At 61.4% G+C, this 14,834-nt stretch carries 16 protein-coding genes; 5 read left to right on the top strand and 11 right to left on the bottom strand.

From position 1 onward, the window contains the following. Positions 1 to 76: 76 nt before the first annotated feature. Positions 77 to 844: an acetoin reductase gene (locus AC3WKX_RS32830; RefSeq protein WP_102606363.1), complete on the bottom strand. Its 768-nt coding sequence runs from the start codon at positions 842 to 844 to the stop codon at positions 77 to 79. Positions 845 to 1,034: 190 nt separating this feature from the next. Here AC3WKX_RS32830 and AC3WKX_RS32825 point away from each other — a divergent pair, with 190 nt between their 5' ends. Next, complete coding sequence (locus AC3WKX_RS32825; protein WP_087694140.1) at positions 1,035 to 3,197, top strand: TonB-dependent siderophore receptor; 2,163 nt, start codon at positions 1,035 to 1,037, stop codon at positions 3,195 to 3,197. Here AC3WKX_RS32825 and AC3WKX_RS32820 read toward each other — a convergent pair. Beyond that, complete coding sequence (locus AC3WKX_RS32820; RefSeq protein ID WP_102606362.1) at positions 3,187 to 4,317, bottom strand: MFS transporter; 1,131 nt, start codon at positions 4,315 to 4,317, stop codon at positions 3,187 to 3,189. The genes AC3WKX_RS32825 and AC3WKX_RS32820 overlap by 11 nt on opposite strands. Positions 4,318 to 4,416: 99 nt before the next feature. On the opposite strand from AC3WKX_RS32820, the gene AC3WKX_RS32815 reads away from it, so the two are divergent. Beyond that, positions 4,417 to 5,181, top strand: coding sequence for an AraC family transcriptional regulator (locus AC3WKX_RS32815; RefSeq protein ID WP_003219180.1), 765 nt, complete (start codon positions 4,417 to 4,419; stop codon positions 5,179 to 5,181). Positions 5,182 to 5,379: 198 nt separating this feature from the next. Here the strand turns inward: AC3WKX_RS32815 and AC3WKX_RS32810 are convergent, their stop codons facing one another. Both AC3WKX_RS32810 and AC3WKX_RS32805 read right to left on the bottom strand, forming a co-directional pair. Continuing rightward, positions 5,380 to 5,817 carry a carboxymuconolactone decarboxylase family protein gene (locus AC3WKX_RS32810; RefSeq protein ID WP_003219182.1) on the bottom strand — a complete coding sequence of 146 codons (438 nt, stop codon included), beginning with the start codon at positions 5,815 to 5,817 and terminating at the stop codon, positions 5,380 to 5,382. Positions 5,818 to 5,928: 111 nt separating this feature from the next. Then, complete coding sequence (locus AC3WKX_RS32805; RefSeq protein ID WP_102606361.1) at positions 5,929 to 6,966, bottom strand: AraC family transcriptional regulator; 1,038 nt, start codon at positions 6,964 to 6,966, stop codon at positions 5,929 to 5,931. Positions 6,967 to 7,169: 203 nt separating this feature from the next. Here AC3WKX_RS32805 and AC3WKX_RS32800 point away from each other — a divergent pair, with 203 nt between their 5' ends. Continuing rightward, positions 7,170 to 8,111, top strand: coding sequence for a SphA family protein (locus AC3WKX_RS32800; protein WP_003219185.1), 942 nt, complete (start codon positions 7,170 to 7,172; stop codon positions 8,109 to 8,111). Between the two features lie 127 nt (positions 8,112 to 8,238). Here the strand turns inward: AC3WKX_RS32800 and AC3WKX_RS32795 are convergent, their stop codons facing one another. The 5 genes from AC3WKX_RS32795 to AC3WKX_RS32775 form a co-directional block, all read right to left on the bottom strand. Next, positions 8,239 to 9,447, bottom strand: a complete 1,209-nt coding sequence (locus AC3WKX_RS32795) for a DSD1 family PLP-dependent enzyme (RefSeq protein WP_173883078.1) — start codon at positions 9,445 to 9,447, stop codon at positions 8,239 to 8,241. Between the two features lie 59 nt (positions 9,448 to 9,506). Then, positions 9,507 to 10,835 (bottom strand): D-arabinono-1,4-lactone oxidase, encoded by a 1,329-nt coding sequence (locus AC3WKX_RS32790; protein WP_173883077.1) that lies wholly within the window; start codon positions 10,833 to 10,835, stop codon positions 9,507 to 9,509. Positions 10,836 to 10,912: 77 nt separating this feature from the next. Then, positions 10,913 to 11,281 carry a c-type cytochrome gene (locus AC3WKX_RS32785; protein WP_102606359.1) on the bottom strand — a complete coding sequence of 123 codons (369 nt, stop codon included), beginning with the start codon at positions 11,279 to 11,281 and terminating at the stop codon, positions 10,913 to 10,915. Between the two features lie 233 nt (positions 11,282 to 11,514). After that, positions 11,515 to 12,267: an outer membrane beta-barrel protein gene (locus tag AC3WKX_RS32780; RefSeq protein WP_003210885.1), complete on the bottom strand. Its 753-nt coding sequence runs from the start codon at positions 12,265 to 12,267 to the stop codon at positions 11,515 to 11,517. Between the two features lie 123 nt (positions 12,268 to 12,390). Next, on the bottom strand, positions 12,391 to 13,221 hold the full coding sequence (locus AC3WKX_RS32775; protein ID WP_102606358.1) for an arylamine N-acetyltransferase family protein: 831 nt from the start codon (positions 13,219 to 13,221) through the stop codon (positions 12,391 to 12,393). Positions 13,222 to 13,379: 158 nt separating this feature from the next. Here AC3WKX_RS32775 and AC3WKX_RS32770 point away from each other — a divergent pair, with 158 nt between their 5' ends. Further along, entirely contained in the window at positions 13,380 to 13,625 is a 246-nt protein-coding gene (locus tag AC3WKX_RS32770) for a DUF6555 family protein (RefSeq protein ID WP_023658994.1), read from the top strand. A gap of 35 nt (positions 13,626 to 13,660) precedes the next feature. On the opposite strand, the gene AC3WKX_RS32765 is transcribed toward AC3WKX_RS32770, so the two are convergent. Next, the gene (locus tag AC3WKX_RS32765; RefSeq protein ID WP_003210890.1) at positions 13,661 to 13,855 is read right to left on the bottom strand and encodes a DUF6021 family protein; all 195 of its coding nucleotides are present in this window, start codon (positions 13,853 to 13,855) and stop codon (positions 13,661 to 13,663) included. 24 nt (positions 13,856 to 13,879) lie between these two features. After that, a complete protein-coding gene (locus AC3WKX_RS32760; RefSeq protein WP_173883076.1) occupies positions 13,880 to 14,053 on the bottom strand; it encodes a hypothetical protein in 174 nt (57 codons plus the stop codon). A gap of 153 nt (positions 14,054 to 14,206) precedes the next feature. On the opposite strand from AC3WKX_RS32760, the gene AC3WKX_RS32755 reads away from it, so the two are divergent. Further along, entirely contained in the window at positions 14,207 to 14,728 is a 522-nt protein-coding gene (locus AC3WKX_RS32755) for a DUF3087 family protein (RefSeq protein WP_102606357.1), read from the top strand. The last annotated feature ends 106 nt before the right edge of the window (positions 14,729 to 14,834 follow it).

Here is a 14,834-nt window from a genome sequence, read left to right as displayed (position 1 = left end):
ACATTTCCGGTGACTGACACTCCGCCTTCGCGAGCAAGCCCGCTCCCACATTTTTTGACCGAGTGATTCCGCCAGCTCAGCGGTACAGAATCCCGCCATCAATCAACGGCGATTGCCCGGTCATGTAATCCGAATCCGGCCCCGCCAGGTACGACACCAGCCCCGCCACATCCTCCGGCGTTTCCGCCCGGCCCAACGCAATCCCGTCCACATACTTCTTGTACGTCGCCCCCACCTCGGCGCCGGTAATCTCGGCCATGCGTTTGTCGATCTCGACCCACATATCCGTGCCCACCACACCCGGGCAGTAGGCGTTGACGGTAATCCCGTCACTGGCCAGTTCCCTCGCCGCGGCCTGGGTCAGCGCGCGCACGGCAAACTTGGTGGCCGAATACACCCCCAGCAACGCAAAGCCTTCATGGACGGCAATCGAGCAGGCGTTGATGATCTTGCCCCTCTGCTTCAGCGCCTTGAATTTCTTGCCTGCGGCCTGGATGCCCCAAAGCGTGCCCTGCACGTTGATACGCAGCGTGCGGTCGACCTGTTCCGGGGTTACGTCCAGCAGTGCGTCAATCTGTGCGACACCGGCGTTGTTGATGATGATGTCGAAGCCGCCCAGGGTCTGGTGGGCATGGTCCACCGCCGCGACCACTTGCTCCAGCTTCGAGACATCGGCGACATACACCGAGGCCTTGCGCCCCAGTGCAACGACTTCGGCCGCCACCGCTTCAATCTTCGCGCTGTTGATGTCCACCAACGCTATGTCGGCGCCGTCCCGCGCCAGGCGCAGGGCGATGCCCTGCCCGGCGCCGGTCACCAGTGCAACTTTTCCAGCGATACTCATGACGATCTCCTTCAGCGGTGAGAGAAGTCTTGTCTATCGCAGTTGCCAGGGGCCGCTGTCGAGCAGCAGCAGGATTGATCTGCGGGCTGAGACGGGTCGTCTCAAAGCGAACCATTCTCGAAAACTTGTAAAACGCCGCCGTTATGCCTAGCTTATGCGCCCTCCGCTCTGCGCTCTCAGGCCTTCCCCCATGGTTTTGCGTCTTCGCCCCGCTGCCCCTTCACGTTTTGCCCTCGGCCTGTTGCTCAGCGCAGGTATTGGAAGCAGCCAGGCGGCTGATATCGAGCTGCCGGAGGTGAAGGTCCAGGGCCAGGATGAATCCGGCTATAACACCGACACCGCGTCGGTGGGCGCTTTCAATGAGGCGCCGTTGCTCGACACGCCGGCCTCGATCGCGGTGTTCAACGAGTCGTTGATCAAGGACCAGCAGGCGCGCTTGCTCAGCGAAGTGCTGCGCAATGACGCCTCGGTGGGCGACAGCTATGCGCCCATCGGCTACTACGAAAACTTCGTGGTGCGCGGTTTCTCGCTGAATGCCGCCAGCAGTTACAAGATCAATGGCCGCACCATCACCGGCGAGCAGAACGTTGCCCTGGAGAACAAGCAGCGCGTGGAGCTGCTCAAGGGATTGTCGGGTATGCAAAGCGGGATTTCCGAGCCCAGCGGCGTGATCAATTACGTGACCAAGCGCCCGGAGGATGTGCGCTCGGTGACGGTGTCCACCGATGATCGCGGCAGTGGTTACCTGGCCACCGACGTGGGCGGCTGGTTTGGCAGCGAGCAGCAGTTCGGCCTGCGCGCCAACGTGGCCCATGAAGACCTGCATTCCTATGTCGAACATGCCAATGGCCACCGGGATTTCCTGTCCCTGGCGTTCGACTGGAACATCAGCCCCGACGCGGTATTGCAGCTGGATGCCGAGTATCAGAACAAGCAACAGCGCTCGGTGCCGGGTTATCAGCTGCTGGGCGGGACCGAGGTGCCGCACGACGCGTCGCCGAAAAAACTGCTGGGGCATCAGAGCGGTGCGAATCAGGTAGGGATTGATTCGCTGAACCTCAACGGCAAGTTTGAATATCGCTTCAGTGACCAGTGGAAAGGCAGCGTCAGCGCGGCGCGCAGCAAGGTGGTGATTGATGATTACAGTTCGTTTGCGTGGGGCTGCTACGGGTCCGCGAGCTGTGCCGGGGCCAAGGTACCGAACTACTTCAGCCCGGAAGGCAACTACGATATCTATGACTTCCGCAGCCCTGATGACACCCGGCGCGATGATGAAATCCAGGCCGCGATGACCGGGTTGTTCAATACCGGTGGCCTGGGGCATGAGTTGACGTTTGGCAGCAGTGCGTTTCGGCGAGTGGTGGACAAGCGCGAATCGGTCAACGAGATGATTGGCTCCGGCAATATCAATCAGGACCCGGAAAACTTCGCGCCCACCGATAAGCCCCTGAACGATAGTCATCGCAACCTCGACAGCCGCCAATACGGCCTGTTCGTCACCGACCGCATCAGCTTCAATGAGCAATGGCAGACCATCGTGGGCGGCCGCGAAGTGCGCCTGGACGAAAAGGCTTTCGATGATCAGGGCAACGAGTCGCGCCACACCCGGCAGTATGTGTTCCTGCCCCAGGCGGCGCTGATCTACAAACCGATTGAAAACCTGTCGCTCTACACCAGCTACAGCAAAGGCCTGTCCCTGGGCGGTACCGCGCCGTGGTTTGCCCTGAATAAAGATGAAACCCTCGCCCCGACAGTTTCCCGCCAGATCGAAGCCGGGGTGAAATACGACTGGCGCCGCATCAGCTTTGCCGCCGCGATCTTCCAGACTCGCCAGGCCTATCAATATGCCAGGCCGGATGACGCCGGCGACTACACCTACGTGCAACAGGGCGAGCAGAAAAACACCGGCCTGGAATTGTCCGCCAACGGCTGGGCCACCCAGCGCTTGCAGATCGCCGCCAGCGTCGCGGCCATCCGTGCACGGGTGACGGGCAGCGGCACGCCGGAATACGAAGGCCATCAAGCGATCAACGTGCCGAAACTGCGGGCCAGTCTGTACGCCGACTACGCCCTGCCCTGGGTCGACGGCCTGGCGCTGCTCGGCGGCGTGCAATACAGCGCCAACAAGTACGCCAATCGCACCGGTGATGTGGAAGTGGGCGACTACGCCATCGTCAACGTCGGCAGCCGCTACACCACCAAACTCGATGGCTATGAAACGGTGTTTCGCCTGAGCGTCGACAACCTGTTCGACAAGCGTTACTGGCGCGATGCCGGCGAATACATGGGCGATGACTACCTGTTCCAGGGTGCGCCGTTGACGGCGCGCTTGAGTGCCACGGTCAATTTCTGACGGTACGCGGGATCGCCAGGCATAGCGCCGCCAAGGCGCACACCAACAGGGTCCAGCCCAACTGCTGGACCCAGGCTGCCAGGGTCAACCCCACCCCGATCACCAGGTAATACAGCAAACCGAACAAGGCACCGGCGGTGCCAAGGCGGTCGCGATAAGCCGTGAGTGCCGCCCCCAGGACATTGGGAATCGCCATGCCGAAGGCCATGACCACCAACAGCATCGGCAACACGAACAGCCAACGGTCCTGTAACAGCACCACCAGCACGCTGCCCACTAACATCACGCCACCGGCTGCCAGCACCAGCTGTTCGCTGCCGGCCCCGCGCTTGAGCAACCCCTTGTTGAGCCAGGCCCCAAGCCCCGAGCCCAACGCCAGCAGGACGCCGCTGTAGCCGAACTGCTCGGCAGACAACCCCAGGCGCTGGAACACAAACGGCCCCAGGCTGTAATAGCTGAACAGCGCGATATTGAAGACCGCGACCAGCCCCACCGAACGCCACAGCGCCGCATCCTTGAGCATCAGGCCCAGGGTGCCGCGCAACGACGCTGTGGGCAGCGAGGCCGGGCGGGTTTCCGGCAAGGCCCACAGGCACCAGGTCCATAACGTCAGCGCCAACAGCAACAAAGCGGTGAGCACCCCGCGATAGCCAAAGTGCTGCACCAGGCCCGCGCCAGTGAACAGGCCAATGGCGGGGCTGGCCGCCAGGGCAATGCCCACGACTGAAAACACCTGCGCCAGTTCGGCGCCACTGAAGCGGTCGCGCAGCACGGTTTGCGTCACCACCGACCCCACCGCCGCACCAAACGCCGCCAGCGCCTGGGCCAGCAACAGGCCGTTGAACGAACGCACGCCCAAGGCCAGCGCTGTGGCCGCGCCATAAAGGGCCAACCCGGCCAGCATCACCGGGCGCCGGCCGAAGCGGTCACACAAGCGTCCCCACACCACGACCCCGAACGCGAAGGCCAGAAAGTACACCGACAAGGTCTGCCCCGCCGCCTCGGGCCCTACCGCAAACGCCTGGCCGATATCCGCCAGCGCAGGGCTATACAGGGTTTGTGCGATTTGCGGGAACATCAGCAGCGCCACCGCCAGCACCAGCAAGTTTTTCAACATCATCCAGACGCTCTTCACGAGTAAACAGGCCAGGGAGTCTAAACAGCGGCAGCTGGCGTATTATCCAGACTTCGACACCTTATCAATGAAATCGGACATCCCATGGCATGGCTGGCGGCGCAGACACCTTTCGATCCCGACCGCTTCGACGCGCCCGTGGTGGGCATCGCCGCCCTGCTGGGTGATCACGACTCCGGTGTACATCAGCATCAGCGCGGGCAATTGCTGTTCACCCAACAGGGCTGCACGCGCATTACCCTGGCCAACCAACTGTGCCTGTTGCCGCCCACTCGGGCAGCGTGGATTCCCGGCGGTGTGCCGCACCGGGCAGTGATGCAACAGACCGTGGATTACCGTTCGGTGTATGTCAGCCCGGCATTGGCCGGGCAGTTGCCGGCACAAGTGCGGGTGATTGAGGTGAGTGCGCTGCTGCGGGCGGTGCTGGAGCCCATGGCAATGGCGGCGTTCGACACCGATTGGCAACAGGGCAAATACGCGCATTTGCTGGCGCTGTGCCTGAGTGAAATCCGCGAGGCAGTCGAGCAACCGCTGCTGCTGCCCCTGCCCACGGACAAACGCCTGGCGCCGTTATTGCAGAACCTCGACGCGCTGCCACCGGAGCTGCAAGCCTTGCAACGCCAGGTGGCCGCCAGCGGCAAAACCATCGGCCGGATCTTCCTGCGGGAAACCGGCATGGGCTATCAGCAATGGCGCCAGCAGTGGCGCCTGATGCGCGCCATCGAGCTGCTCGCCACCGGGCGCAGTCTCGGGTACTGCGCCTTTGAGTTGGGCTTTGCCAGTGACAGTGCGCTGATCGCCTTCTTCAAGGCCATGACCGGCGCCACGCCACGGGGTTACTTCAAGTGAATGCCGACTGGCTGTAACCCGGTGGTAGATCGGCTTCATTGATCGTTCCCTCGCTCTGCGTGGGAATGCATCCCGTGACGCTCCGCGTCACCCGTACGCAAGACTTGAGCCTTGCATCGCCCGCTGGACGCAGAGCGTCCGGGGCGGCATTCCCACGCAGAGCGCGGGAACGATCAGTCATCCCGGCGTCTTGTCGGGTTATTTAGGCATCTTGCGAAAACCCACCGCCAGACGGTTCCAGCTGTTGATGGTGGCGATCGCCACGCTCAGGTCGACTTGCTCTTGCGGGCTGAAGTGGGCGGCCAGTTCGGTGAAGTCTGCATCCGGTGCGTGGGTCTGGCTGAGCAGGGTCAGGCTTTCGGCCCAGGCCAGCGCGGCACGTTCACGGGGGGTGAAGAACGGCGTTTCACGCCAGGCCGACACGGTGTACAGGCGGCGCTCGGTCTCGCCCCCCTTGCGGGCGTCGGCGGTGTGCATGTCGAGGCAGAAGGCGCAGCCGTTGATCTGCGACACACGCAGGCGCACCAGTTCCAGCAGCGGCAGTTCGATGGACAGTTTGCCGACGGCAGCCTCCAGGGCCAGCATGGCTTTCATGGCATCCGGGGAGGCGGTGTAGAAGTCGGTACGAGCTTGCATGGTGATACTCCAGAACAGTGGGGATTGGTGTCTAGAGTAGTGACGAGGGGGCATTGGACAAATAGCCAATCCGGGGAAAGATCAGGTAGCCAATGGGGCCAATCCTGACGATCACCCCGGCCCTGCGCCTTCACCGCGAAACGCACTGGGGCTCAGCCCGGTCCAGCGCTTGAACGCCCGCCGAAAACTGCGCACATCGCTGTAGCCAACTTCCTCGGTGATCCGTTCGATGGACAACCCCGGGTTGCTCAACAACCCCATGGTCCTTGCCCTGCGCACCTGTTCCAGCAAGCCCTCGAACGTCAGCCCATGCTCGGTCAGGCGCCGGCGCAAGGTACGCCCGCTCATGTTCAAGTCACTGGCGACCTTTTCCAGCTGGCTGCCCTGCAAATCCCGGGAAATCGCGCGCTCCACCGCCTGGATCAAATCCATTTTCTGATGCAGTTGCGCGCTTTCCAGCTCCAATAGCTCCAGGGCCTGGCGCAAGGCCAGGGCATGGTGATTGGGCAGCCGCACATCCAGCCAGTGGCTGGCCAGGACCATGCGGTTATGCAGGCAGCCAAAACGCACATCCGCACCCAATAGCTGGTGATAGTCAGCGACATAGGTGGGCGCGGCGTGGATAAATTCGACCCGCAGCGGCATGAAGCCCTCGCCCACCAGGGCGCGGCCATACACCATCAGGCTGGCGAAGAACTCCTCGGCGGCAAACACCTGCACCTCGGCGTAGGGCAGCAGGCATTCGATATCGACGAAAACTTCCTGGGGACCTTCATGGGTGCGCGAGGTGGCGATACCGCCGGAGGTGTGCTGGTGGCGTTCACCTATGGCAAACGCATCGCGCAACGTCTTGCACAGTGAAATCACATGGCCGAGCAGGCCCAGGGTGCCGAGTACGTTCTGATGGCCTACCCACAGGCCCAGCCCCTGGTCGGGCAACACCTTGAGTGCACGCTGGATCATTGCTACCGCCTGGCGATAGGAAATGCGCTGGGCCGGGTCGTCCAGGTCGGCCAGGGTAAATCCCAGGCCACGGCACAGGTGCTCGGCACTCGCGCCCTTGTGCGCGACCACTTGTCCGAGGGTTTGCAGCAGAAATGGCGAGACCAGGGCCAGGTCATAGTGCGGATCAACGGCTTTCCTTTGCATGGATCTTCGATTCCCGACTGAGTGCTTCAGTTCTTGTTTTGGAAACATCCTGACAATCATAGGCTCTTGCAAGAACTGCTGCACTCTGGATGAAAGCTGTCCGCCAAAGTCCCCCTATGTGGCCGCCAATACCCTGCCCCGCTGGCCGTTCAGGGCTTATTTCTATAGGCAGCGTCGTCCTGATAATAATAATGAGCCCAGACATGAACACGACCCGTGCGTTTTACCCCGTGCAACTCGCCCTGTTGACCCTCATCAGCCTGCCGGCCCTGGCCACCGAAGGCGGCGTCGACAACATCGGCCCCGGCACCGATGGCTTCTACATCCTGCCGCTGGACGTCAACAACCTGCCCGACCACATGTTCGCCTTCAACATCTATTACAACCATTACGAAGCCAGGAAGCTCGATATCAGCTCGTTGGGTGGCAAGGTGCCGGACGTGAAGATCAAGTCCGACGCGATCATCCCGCGCCTGGACTACCTCAGCCCGTTGCGGGTATTCGGCGGGCGCCTGGGCGGCTACATCGCCCAGCCGTACCTGAAGCAACAGGTGTCGCTGTTCGGCATGTCCGACACCCGGGAAAGCATGGGCGACACCACCGTGGCGCCGATCATCCTCTGGGACCTGGGCAAGAACCTGACAGTGGGCACCGCCCTGGAAATCACCCTGCCCACCGGCGAATACGACGCCACGCGCCTGGCCAATACCAGCAACAATTTCTACACCTACAAACCGTTGGTGTCGGCGACCTGGATGCCCAACGAGCGCACTGAGCTGTCGATCAAGACCACCTACAGCTTCAACAAGGAAAACCCCGACACCCATTACCGGTCGGGGCAGATTTTTCACTTCGACTACTCGGCCAGCTACAAGGTGACGGATAACCTCAGCCTTGGGCTCAACGGCTACTACCTCAAGCAGACCACCGACGATAAGCAATACGGGCATACCGTGGTGAACATCTATGGCGAAGATGTGGATGACGGGGTCAAGGGCCAGGTGTTTGCGATCGGTCCGGCGGTGTATTTCACCTTCCTCAAGTATGCGAGTGCCGAGGTGCGCTGGGCCAAGGAGTTTGATGTGCAGAACCGGCCGGAAGGCGACATGTTGTGGGCGAAGCTGACGATTCCGTTTGCCTTGTAAACCCGACAAAAACTGTAGGAGCGAGCTTGCTCGCGAAAAACGTCAACGATAACGCGGGCTGTCTGGATGAACGCGTCGTCCTCGGGTTTTTCGCGAGCAAGCTCGCTCCTACAGTGGGACGGCGTTGTCAGGTGTAGACCGGCCAGGTATCGACGATTTTCCCGCCCCGCACTGCCAGCAAATCGCCGAACTGCAGCAGCACAAACTCACTCTGGGTCGGGCGCAGAAACACCTGGTCTTCCACGTTCAGCCCCACCTTGGGCGAACCATTGACCATCTCCTGATTGGAGCTGCGCCCGTACAGGTCATTGCTCTGCAACCCCCTGGGCGACTCAAACTCCGCCATCCAGTTGCCCCCATAAATAAAGAACGTGGCGCGCTGATTCGCATCCCACCACGAGAACAACCGCGACTTGCCGTCCAGCGCCGGAATGTCCACCGGCCCGGTGCTTTTCAACACAGGCGTGGCGATATAGGCCGCCGGCACATGCTCGCTCAGCGACGGCAAGTCATAGTGCGTCGGCTTGAGCAACGCCGTGCCCACCGACACCTCGCTGCTGAGCTTCTCCTGCTCGTGAATGCGATAGCTCGGGCTGCCTGCCGTATTCAACGTCAGGCCCTCGCGCCACAGCGGCGCAAAGTGCTGGCGAGTGTAATCCACATAGCCGTTGTAGCGCTGCATGACTTTGTCGAACAGGTCCTGGGGCGAGCCGAGAATCCCCGGCACGCCCATGCCCACGAACGGGTCGTAGCCCATGAACCCACTGAATTCCAGCTGCTGCGGATGAGCGCTGATCAGCGTGAGCATTTGCCCCAGCACCGCGTTGTCACTGATGCCGCCGCGATGCAGGCCTACATCCAGTTCAATATTCACCCGCAGTTTGGTGCCCAGCCCCTGGGCCAGCGCCAGGTATTGTTGCAGGCGCTCGGGCGTGTCCAGCAGCCATTGCAACTGGCGGGACGGATCGAACGGGCCCTTGTGGGTCTGGTAAAACAGCTCGGCGGAACGCACCGGCAACGGCTTGCCCAGCAGGATGTCGGCGTCGGGAAACACCTGGGCGTCGTGATTCAGAAATGGCTGATGAAACGACATCAAGCGCTGGGTGCCGGCTCGCTTGGCGATGTACGCCAGCAGCCCCGGCGACGGCAGGGATTTCTCCACCAGCCGCAGATGTTTGCCGCCGCGCTGCACTGACTGCATCACCACGTCGATGTTGTGGTCCAGGCGATCGAGGTCGATCAGCATCACCGGGCGCATCGGCCCATGGGCCTTGAGTTCCTGGTTGAGGCTGCGGAAATACTCGGTGTAAGGGCTGCCCCGGTCGCCCGGCCTCAGCAAGATGGCACCACCCACCAGCAACACGCCGGTGCCGAGCATGAAATGTCTGCGGTTCATCAGGCCACTCCCAGAATAGACGACAGGTGCGCATTGAGGAATTTGCCGCTGGGGTCCAGCTCGCGGCGCACTCGGGTAAATTCCTCCCAGCGCGGATACAGCGGCTGCAAAGTGCGCGCATTGAGGGTGTGCAACTTGCCCCAGTGCGGGCGACCGGCGTATTTCCAGAAGATCGGTTCTACGGCGGCGAAGAAGTTGTGGTGGTCCATGGTGTAGTGCTGGTGCACAGAGATCGAACAGCTGTCGCGGCCCTCGAACATGCTCAGCGGAATGTCGTCGGCCTTGACGTAGCGGTACTCGATGGGAAACCAGGTGCGCAGGTCCTTGTCGTTGATCAGCTTGAGGATTTCCCGCAGGCACGCCGGCCCGTGCTCGGCGGGCACCGAATATTCCATCTCGTTGAAACGCACGTTGCGCACGTTGGCGTACACCTGGAACGACTCGGCCACGCGGTCATCGAAGCTGGCAAAAAAGCGCAGGCTGTTGAGCAAGGTACGCCGGGCCTCGGGGAAATCGCTGCCGTATTTGTCGAGTTTCTCGATGATCGACACAAACTCGTTGCCGCCTGCCTCGGCCGGGTCGATGGGCGGGGTTTCGGGGTCGGTGGTTTCGTTCAGGGCGATGGACAGGGCGTAGTCGGAATGGGTCACCACGAGCATTTCCCAGTGCTGGTTTTCCCGGGTGTTCTTTGCCACGTCCTCCAGCAGTTCTTCAGTCTTGGCGATCCACTGGCGCTCCCGCAGGCGGTACGGTGCGCGGTTTTGCAGGCGGACCTGGGTGGCCACGCCGAGGGCGCCGAGGGACACCCGGGCGGCACTGAACACCTCGGGGTGACGCTTGGCGTCGCACTCCAGCACCTCACCCTGGGCGGTCACCAGTTGCAGGCCGGTGACGCAACCGGAATATGAGGTGAAGCCCACACCGGTGCCGTGGGTGGAAGTGGAGATCGCCCCGGCCAGGGTCTGGTAGTCGATATCCGCCATGTTCGGCAGTGCCTGCCCGACGTCTTTCAAGGCCTGGCCCATGCGCGACATCGGCGTGCCGGCGGCGAAGGTGGCCTGCACGGTTTGCGGGTCGTGATCCAGCAGGCCATTGAAGTAACTCAGGGACAGCAGCGTGCCGTCGGTGGGCACCAGGGCACTGAACGAATGGCCCGAGCCCACCGGCCGCACCTTGCCCGGTGCCTGGCCGATGACCTGCACCAGTTCATCAAGGTTCTTCGGCGCCAGCCGCGCCAGGGGCAGACAGGTTTGCGCCCCCGACCAATTGCGCCAGGGAATCAGCCGCGGTGCCCGGGCCAGCTGGGCCAGCACCGGGTTACTGGTCAATGCCATGAACGCGCCGGCTACCGCGCCGCGCTGCAATAATTCTCGCCGTGAAAGCCCCATCGCCTACCCCGTTATTCTTATTGGATGTGTTGACCCGACATAAAGCTGATCAGCCCCAGGAATTGCGCTTCGGAGCACTGCACGCACAGGCCCATCGGGGGCATGCCGTTGTAGCCGTTGATGGTGTGGTCCAGCAGGGTGTCCGGGCCCTGGGCGATGCGCGGGCTCCAGGCCGGGCCGTCACCGGTCAGCGGCGCACCGGAGGCCGGGTTGGCGTGGCACAGCTTGCAACTGGTGTCGTAGACCTGGGCCAGGGCTGCGTCGCTCGGCATGGCATTGGCCGCCGTGGCACGTTCGGGGGGATGTTTCGGTTTGTCGCCACAGGCTGTCAGCAGGCAGGTCACGGCCAGCAGCAGACTGATGCGACGGGGGTTGATTGCCCGCATAGCCACCTTCTCTCTTATTGTGTGAAAGCGTGATCCACACTAAGGCAGCCAGGGCGCGGCGTTGAGGGTATTGGGGGACAGAAAGGGGGGCTTGGGCGGACAGGCTTCAGCGGCTGATCGTTCCCACGCTCTGCGTGGGAACGCCGCCTTGGACGCTCTGCGTCCGCGTTGTGACGCAGAGCGTCACGGGATGCATTCCCACGCAGAGCGTGGGAACAATCAGTCAGGCAGATTTAGAACGCGATACCGACCTTGAACCCATACTCGTCACGCTTGAGCTTGGTGTTGTCGGCCACGTACGAATCGTCATCGAGCTTGTACTCGGTGCGGGTGTAGTACAGGCCCGCCATCACTGGCAGATCGCCTTTCTGGTTCATCAGCAGGCTGACTTCGGCGTACGGGTTGGTGCGGTCCTTGAGGTCCACGGTGTCGCTGCCGATGCCGTCGACCTTGAGCTTGGCGCGGCCGTCGATGGTATGGCGGGCGCCCAGTTCAACACGCATGGTCATGTCGTCGAACTGGTGGTTGTAGCCCAGGGCCGCCTTGGCGAACGGCGATTTGTTGGTGAGTTTCATGTCGTAGTCGCCCGAGTCCGGCTCGTAGCGGGTCCAGCTGTAGCCGCCACCCACCAGCACGTCGACGAAGTTGCGCGCATCCAGCGCGGCACGCCAGCCGAGGTCGAGGTCGGCCTGGCCTTCCTTGAGCTTGTTGTCGCTCTTCTCGCCGTACTTGGCTTCGATACCGGCCTGGTAGATAAAGCCGGATTCAGCCGTCAGCTTGTTGCCGAAGTTATAGAACAGGCCGGCTTCAGGCATGTGGTCCTTGTCGCTTTGGCTACCGCCTTCGAGTTTGAAGTCGTTGTAGCTGCCGAGGATCCCGAAGGTGGAAATCGGGTCGGTCGGCGCTGCTGCGAACACCACACCAGGTGCCGCGATCAAGGCCAGGACCGAGGAATTCTTGAGGATCTTTCCGAATAGTTTGGACATCGTTTTACGTCTCCATTGCAGGTGGCAAATTATTCAGGAAACGCTTCGAACCCTCGTTTTGGCGAAAGGTTCGAATTAATTTGCACCTTTTTCGAGGTAAAACGGTTCAGCGAAGGCTCTATATCAAGCGTCTTGGACGTGAGCCAGCAAACGACCGAGAATTGACCGCAACTGCGGATGCGCCGGCAGGCGAATGCCAAAGCTGGCCTGCAACAGGTTCAGCAACTCTTCGACGTCCTCGATTGCACGCTTTTCGCTGGCCCGGTCCAGGTAGTGAATCGCGTACTGCCCGTTGTTCAACGTGCGGCGAAATCCCGGGCCAATCAGTGCGACTTTCAGCTGGCCGAGGAACGGCGAATCCGGGTGGGTGGAGACGTACCAGTTACCGATCTCGTAGTCGAAGTGTGACTGCACCTGCAGGTCGAACACATATAAGCCGCGCCACTCACCGGCGACCTGCGCCCACAAGGTGTAGCTGCCCTCGTCCAGGCTCAGGCGATAGGGTTCATGGGCGGTGGCCTGGGTGGCATCGGTGTCCAGTTGCAACGGACTGGTGGGCACCATGCCACCAAAGCCGACATCACTGATGTAACGCACGCCGTCCAGGGTCACCAGGCTCAGCCGATGGGTGCGCGCCGTAAGTGCATCGGGTGGCCCCCCCATCACCACACGGCCGGTAATGCCCCGCGCCTCGAAGCCCAACTCCTGCAACAAGGCCAGGAACAGCTGGTTCAGCTCGTAGCAATAACCACCACGGCCGTCGAACAGGACTTTTTGTTCGACGCTCGGCAAATCGATCGGCACCGGTGCGTGCAGCAGGGTCGACAGGCTTTCAAACGCGAAGGTGCTGACATGGCGCAACTGCAGATCCTGCAGGGTTTGCAGGGTGGGCGGAGGCGGCGTGTCGTAGCCCAGACGTTGCAGGTAGAGGCGGCTGTGGGTCAGCTCTGGCATGACGCAATCCTGGAGTCGGTGGCGAAAGCACCACTAATACCCTGACGGCGGTTATTTGCCAATTGTGGGTTGAATCAAATGCAAGTCCTCAGATGCACAAACTTTCTGAACCTTTCTGAACTGATTTATATCCATTCACTACAAGACAGGGAGGCATCATGAGTACCGCAATGATCTACACCATCCACTACTTGCTACACGGCGAACCAAAAACCTTTGTGGTGCGTGCCGAGGTCATGAACAACGCCGAAGCGTGGCATTGGGCGGCCGTTGACGCCGACATTGCCCACGTGGGGCGGATAGGCCGGCCGGGCCACGAGCGGGTGAAAAAGACCACTCGTCCCTGGGCGGAGAAGTTCGGCATCACCGAGGTGACATGGACAGCCCCGAAACGGCTTGGTTGAGGAATAAAAAGCCCCGCACGACGGCGGGGCTTGTTTCACTTTTTCAGATCACCGAGGGGATCATAGGCCGGCTTCTTGCCGGTTTTTTCTGGCTTGTCCAACGGGGCAATGGCGGGACCTACCGGGTCGACCTGTGGGTCTGCGACGTCCGGGGAATCGGGGTCGAAACCCAATTCGTCCTTGCCGCTGGAATGCTCGGATGAATGCGGGCCGCTTGTACGATTAGTCATAACTACCTCCTTGGCGCGCCGGGTCTACAGCGGGCGGGCCTTGTCGTGCAGGTTTTCCAGGTCTTCCTCGACCTGCTCTTCTTCGTCTTGCCGTTCGGCCGGGTCGTTGGGGCGCAGGGCGTCGTTGTCACGCTCCTCTTCGCCGGGCGTGCGGTCGGGGTTGGGTGTGCCGGGCGACTGTTGCTGGTACCGGGTCATGGTTCACCTCACTTGGGGGTCGGTTGCCTACAGGGGTTAGAGAAATTGCGCTGATCCATCGTTCAACCTGATTACCGTCACTCCGACGGGTGAAGCATGAGAAGATGCTGGCCGGCGTTATAACCCTACTTGTGCCATGGAGACTGACCCTGGATGTTTGAGCTCAAACCGTGCGACCCGATTGTTTTTCGCCAGCAGACGCGACGCAGTACGTTGATAGTCGCGGGGTTGTTTGTGGTGTTGGCGATGGTGCTTTCCAGCCTGGCGGTGATGCTGTTTGGTGAGCCTGGGGGGGATAATTTTCGCTTTAATGTGGGCGGGGTGTTTGCCGGGGTGTTGATTACCGTAGGGCTGGTGCGGGGGCCGTTCTGGAACCAGGCCTGGTTCGCGCCGGCGGTGTATGGGTGGCAGCTCAAGCGCAGCCTGATGAGTGTGACTAATGTGATGCACAAGGTGACTGACGGGGTGAAGGCGAATGATCCGGTGGCGATCAAGTTGCTGCGGTTTTATCACCTTGGGTTGATGCAGATGCACGAACTGGACGCCAATTCGAGTTCTCAGGCGCAGTTGGTGCGCGAGGTTGATGAGCACCTGGAGAGGATTCGGGGGTTGGGGATTGAGCCTGACCAGACGCGGCTGGATCCGGATTGGGTTGAGGCTGTGAAGGCTCGCTGATTGGGGGGCATATCCGTTATTTGGGTGATGGCTGATATGGGTTCCGCTCTTACAGCGGCTCACTTTTGAAAAGCGCAAAAGTAAGCAAAACGCTCTTGCCCCACCA

The organism is Pseudomonas sp. GP01-A4, assembly GCF_058780865.1.
This window is presented reverse-complemented; position numbering and strand designations above follow the sequence as displayed.

What these genes read in the sequence shown, in the direction of transcription:
- AC3WKX_RS32820 (WP_102606362.1), bottom strand. Translation starts at nt 4,317, where the DNA reads ATGATGTTGAAAAACTTGCTGGTGCTGGCGGTGGCGCTGCTGATGTTC.
- AC3WKX_RS32815 (WP_003219180.1), top strand. Translation starts at nt 4,417, where the DNA reads ATGGCATGGCTGGCGGCGCAGACACCTTTCGATCCCGACCGCTTCGAC.
- AC3WKX_RS32810 (WP_003219182.1), bottom strand. Translation starts at nt 5,817, where the DNA reads ATGCAAGCTCGTACCGACTTCTACACCGCCTCCCCGGATGCCATGAAA.
- AC3WKX_RS32755 (WP_102606357.1), top strand. Translation starts at nt 14,207, where the DNA reads ATGTTTGAGCTCAAACCGTGCGACCCGATTGTTTTTCGCCAGCAGACG.
- AC3WKX_RS32765 (WP_003210890.1), bottom strand. Translation starts at nt 13,855, where the DNA reads ATGACTAATCGTACAAGCGGCCCGCATTCATCCGAGCATTCCAGCGGC.
- AC3WKX_RS32780 (WP_003210885.1), bottom strand. Translation starts at nt 12,267, where the DNA reads ATGTCCAAACTATTCGGAAAGATCCTCAAGAATTCCTCGGTCCTGGCC.
- AC3WKX_RS32760 (WP_173883076.1), bottom strand. Translation starts at nt 14,053, where the DNA reads ATGACCCGGTACCAGCAACAGTCGCCCGGCACACCCAACCCCGACCGC.
- AC3WKX_RS32775 (WP_102606358.1), bottom strand. Translation starts at nt 13,221, where the DNA reads ATGCCAGAGCTGACCCACAGCCGCCTCTACCTGCAACGTCTGGGCTAC.
- AC3WKX_RS32805 (WP_102606361.1), bottom strand. Translation starts at nt 6,966, where the DNA reads ATGCAAAGGAAAGCCGTTGATCCGCACTATGACCTGGCCCTGGTCTCG.
- AC3WKX_RS32825 (WP_087694140.1), top strand. Translation starts at nt 1,035, where the DNA reads ATGGTTTTGCGTCTTCGCCCCGCTGCCCCTTCACGTTTTGCCCTCGGC.
- AC3WKX_RS32800 (WP_003219185.1), top strand. Translation starts at nt 7,170, where the DNA reads ATGAACACGACCCGTGCGTTTTACCCCGTGCAACTCGCCCTGTTGACC.
- AC3WKX_RS32830 (WP_102606363.1), bottom strand. Translation starts at nt 844, where the DNA reads ATGAGTATCGCTGGAAAAGTTGCACTGGTGACCGGCGCCGGGCAGGGC.
- AC3WKX_RS32770 (WP_023658994.1), top strand. Translation starts at nt 13,380, where the DNA reads ATGAGTACCGCAATGATCTACACCATCCACTACTTGCTACACGGCGAA.
- AC3WKX_RS32785 (WP_102606359.1), bottom strand. Translation starts at nt 11,281, where the DNA reads ATGCGGGCAATCAACCCCCGTCGCATCAGTCTGCTGCTGGCCGTGACC.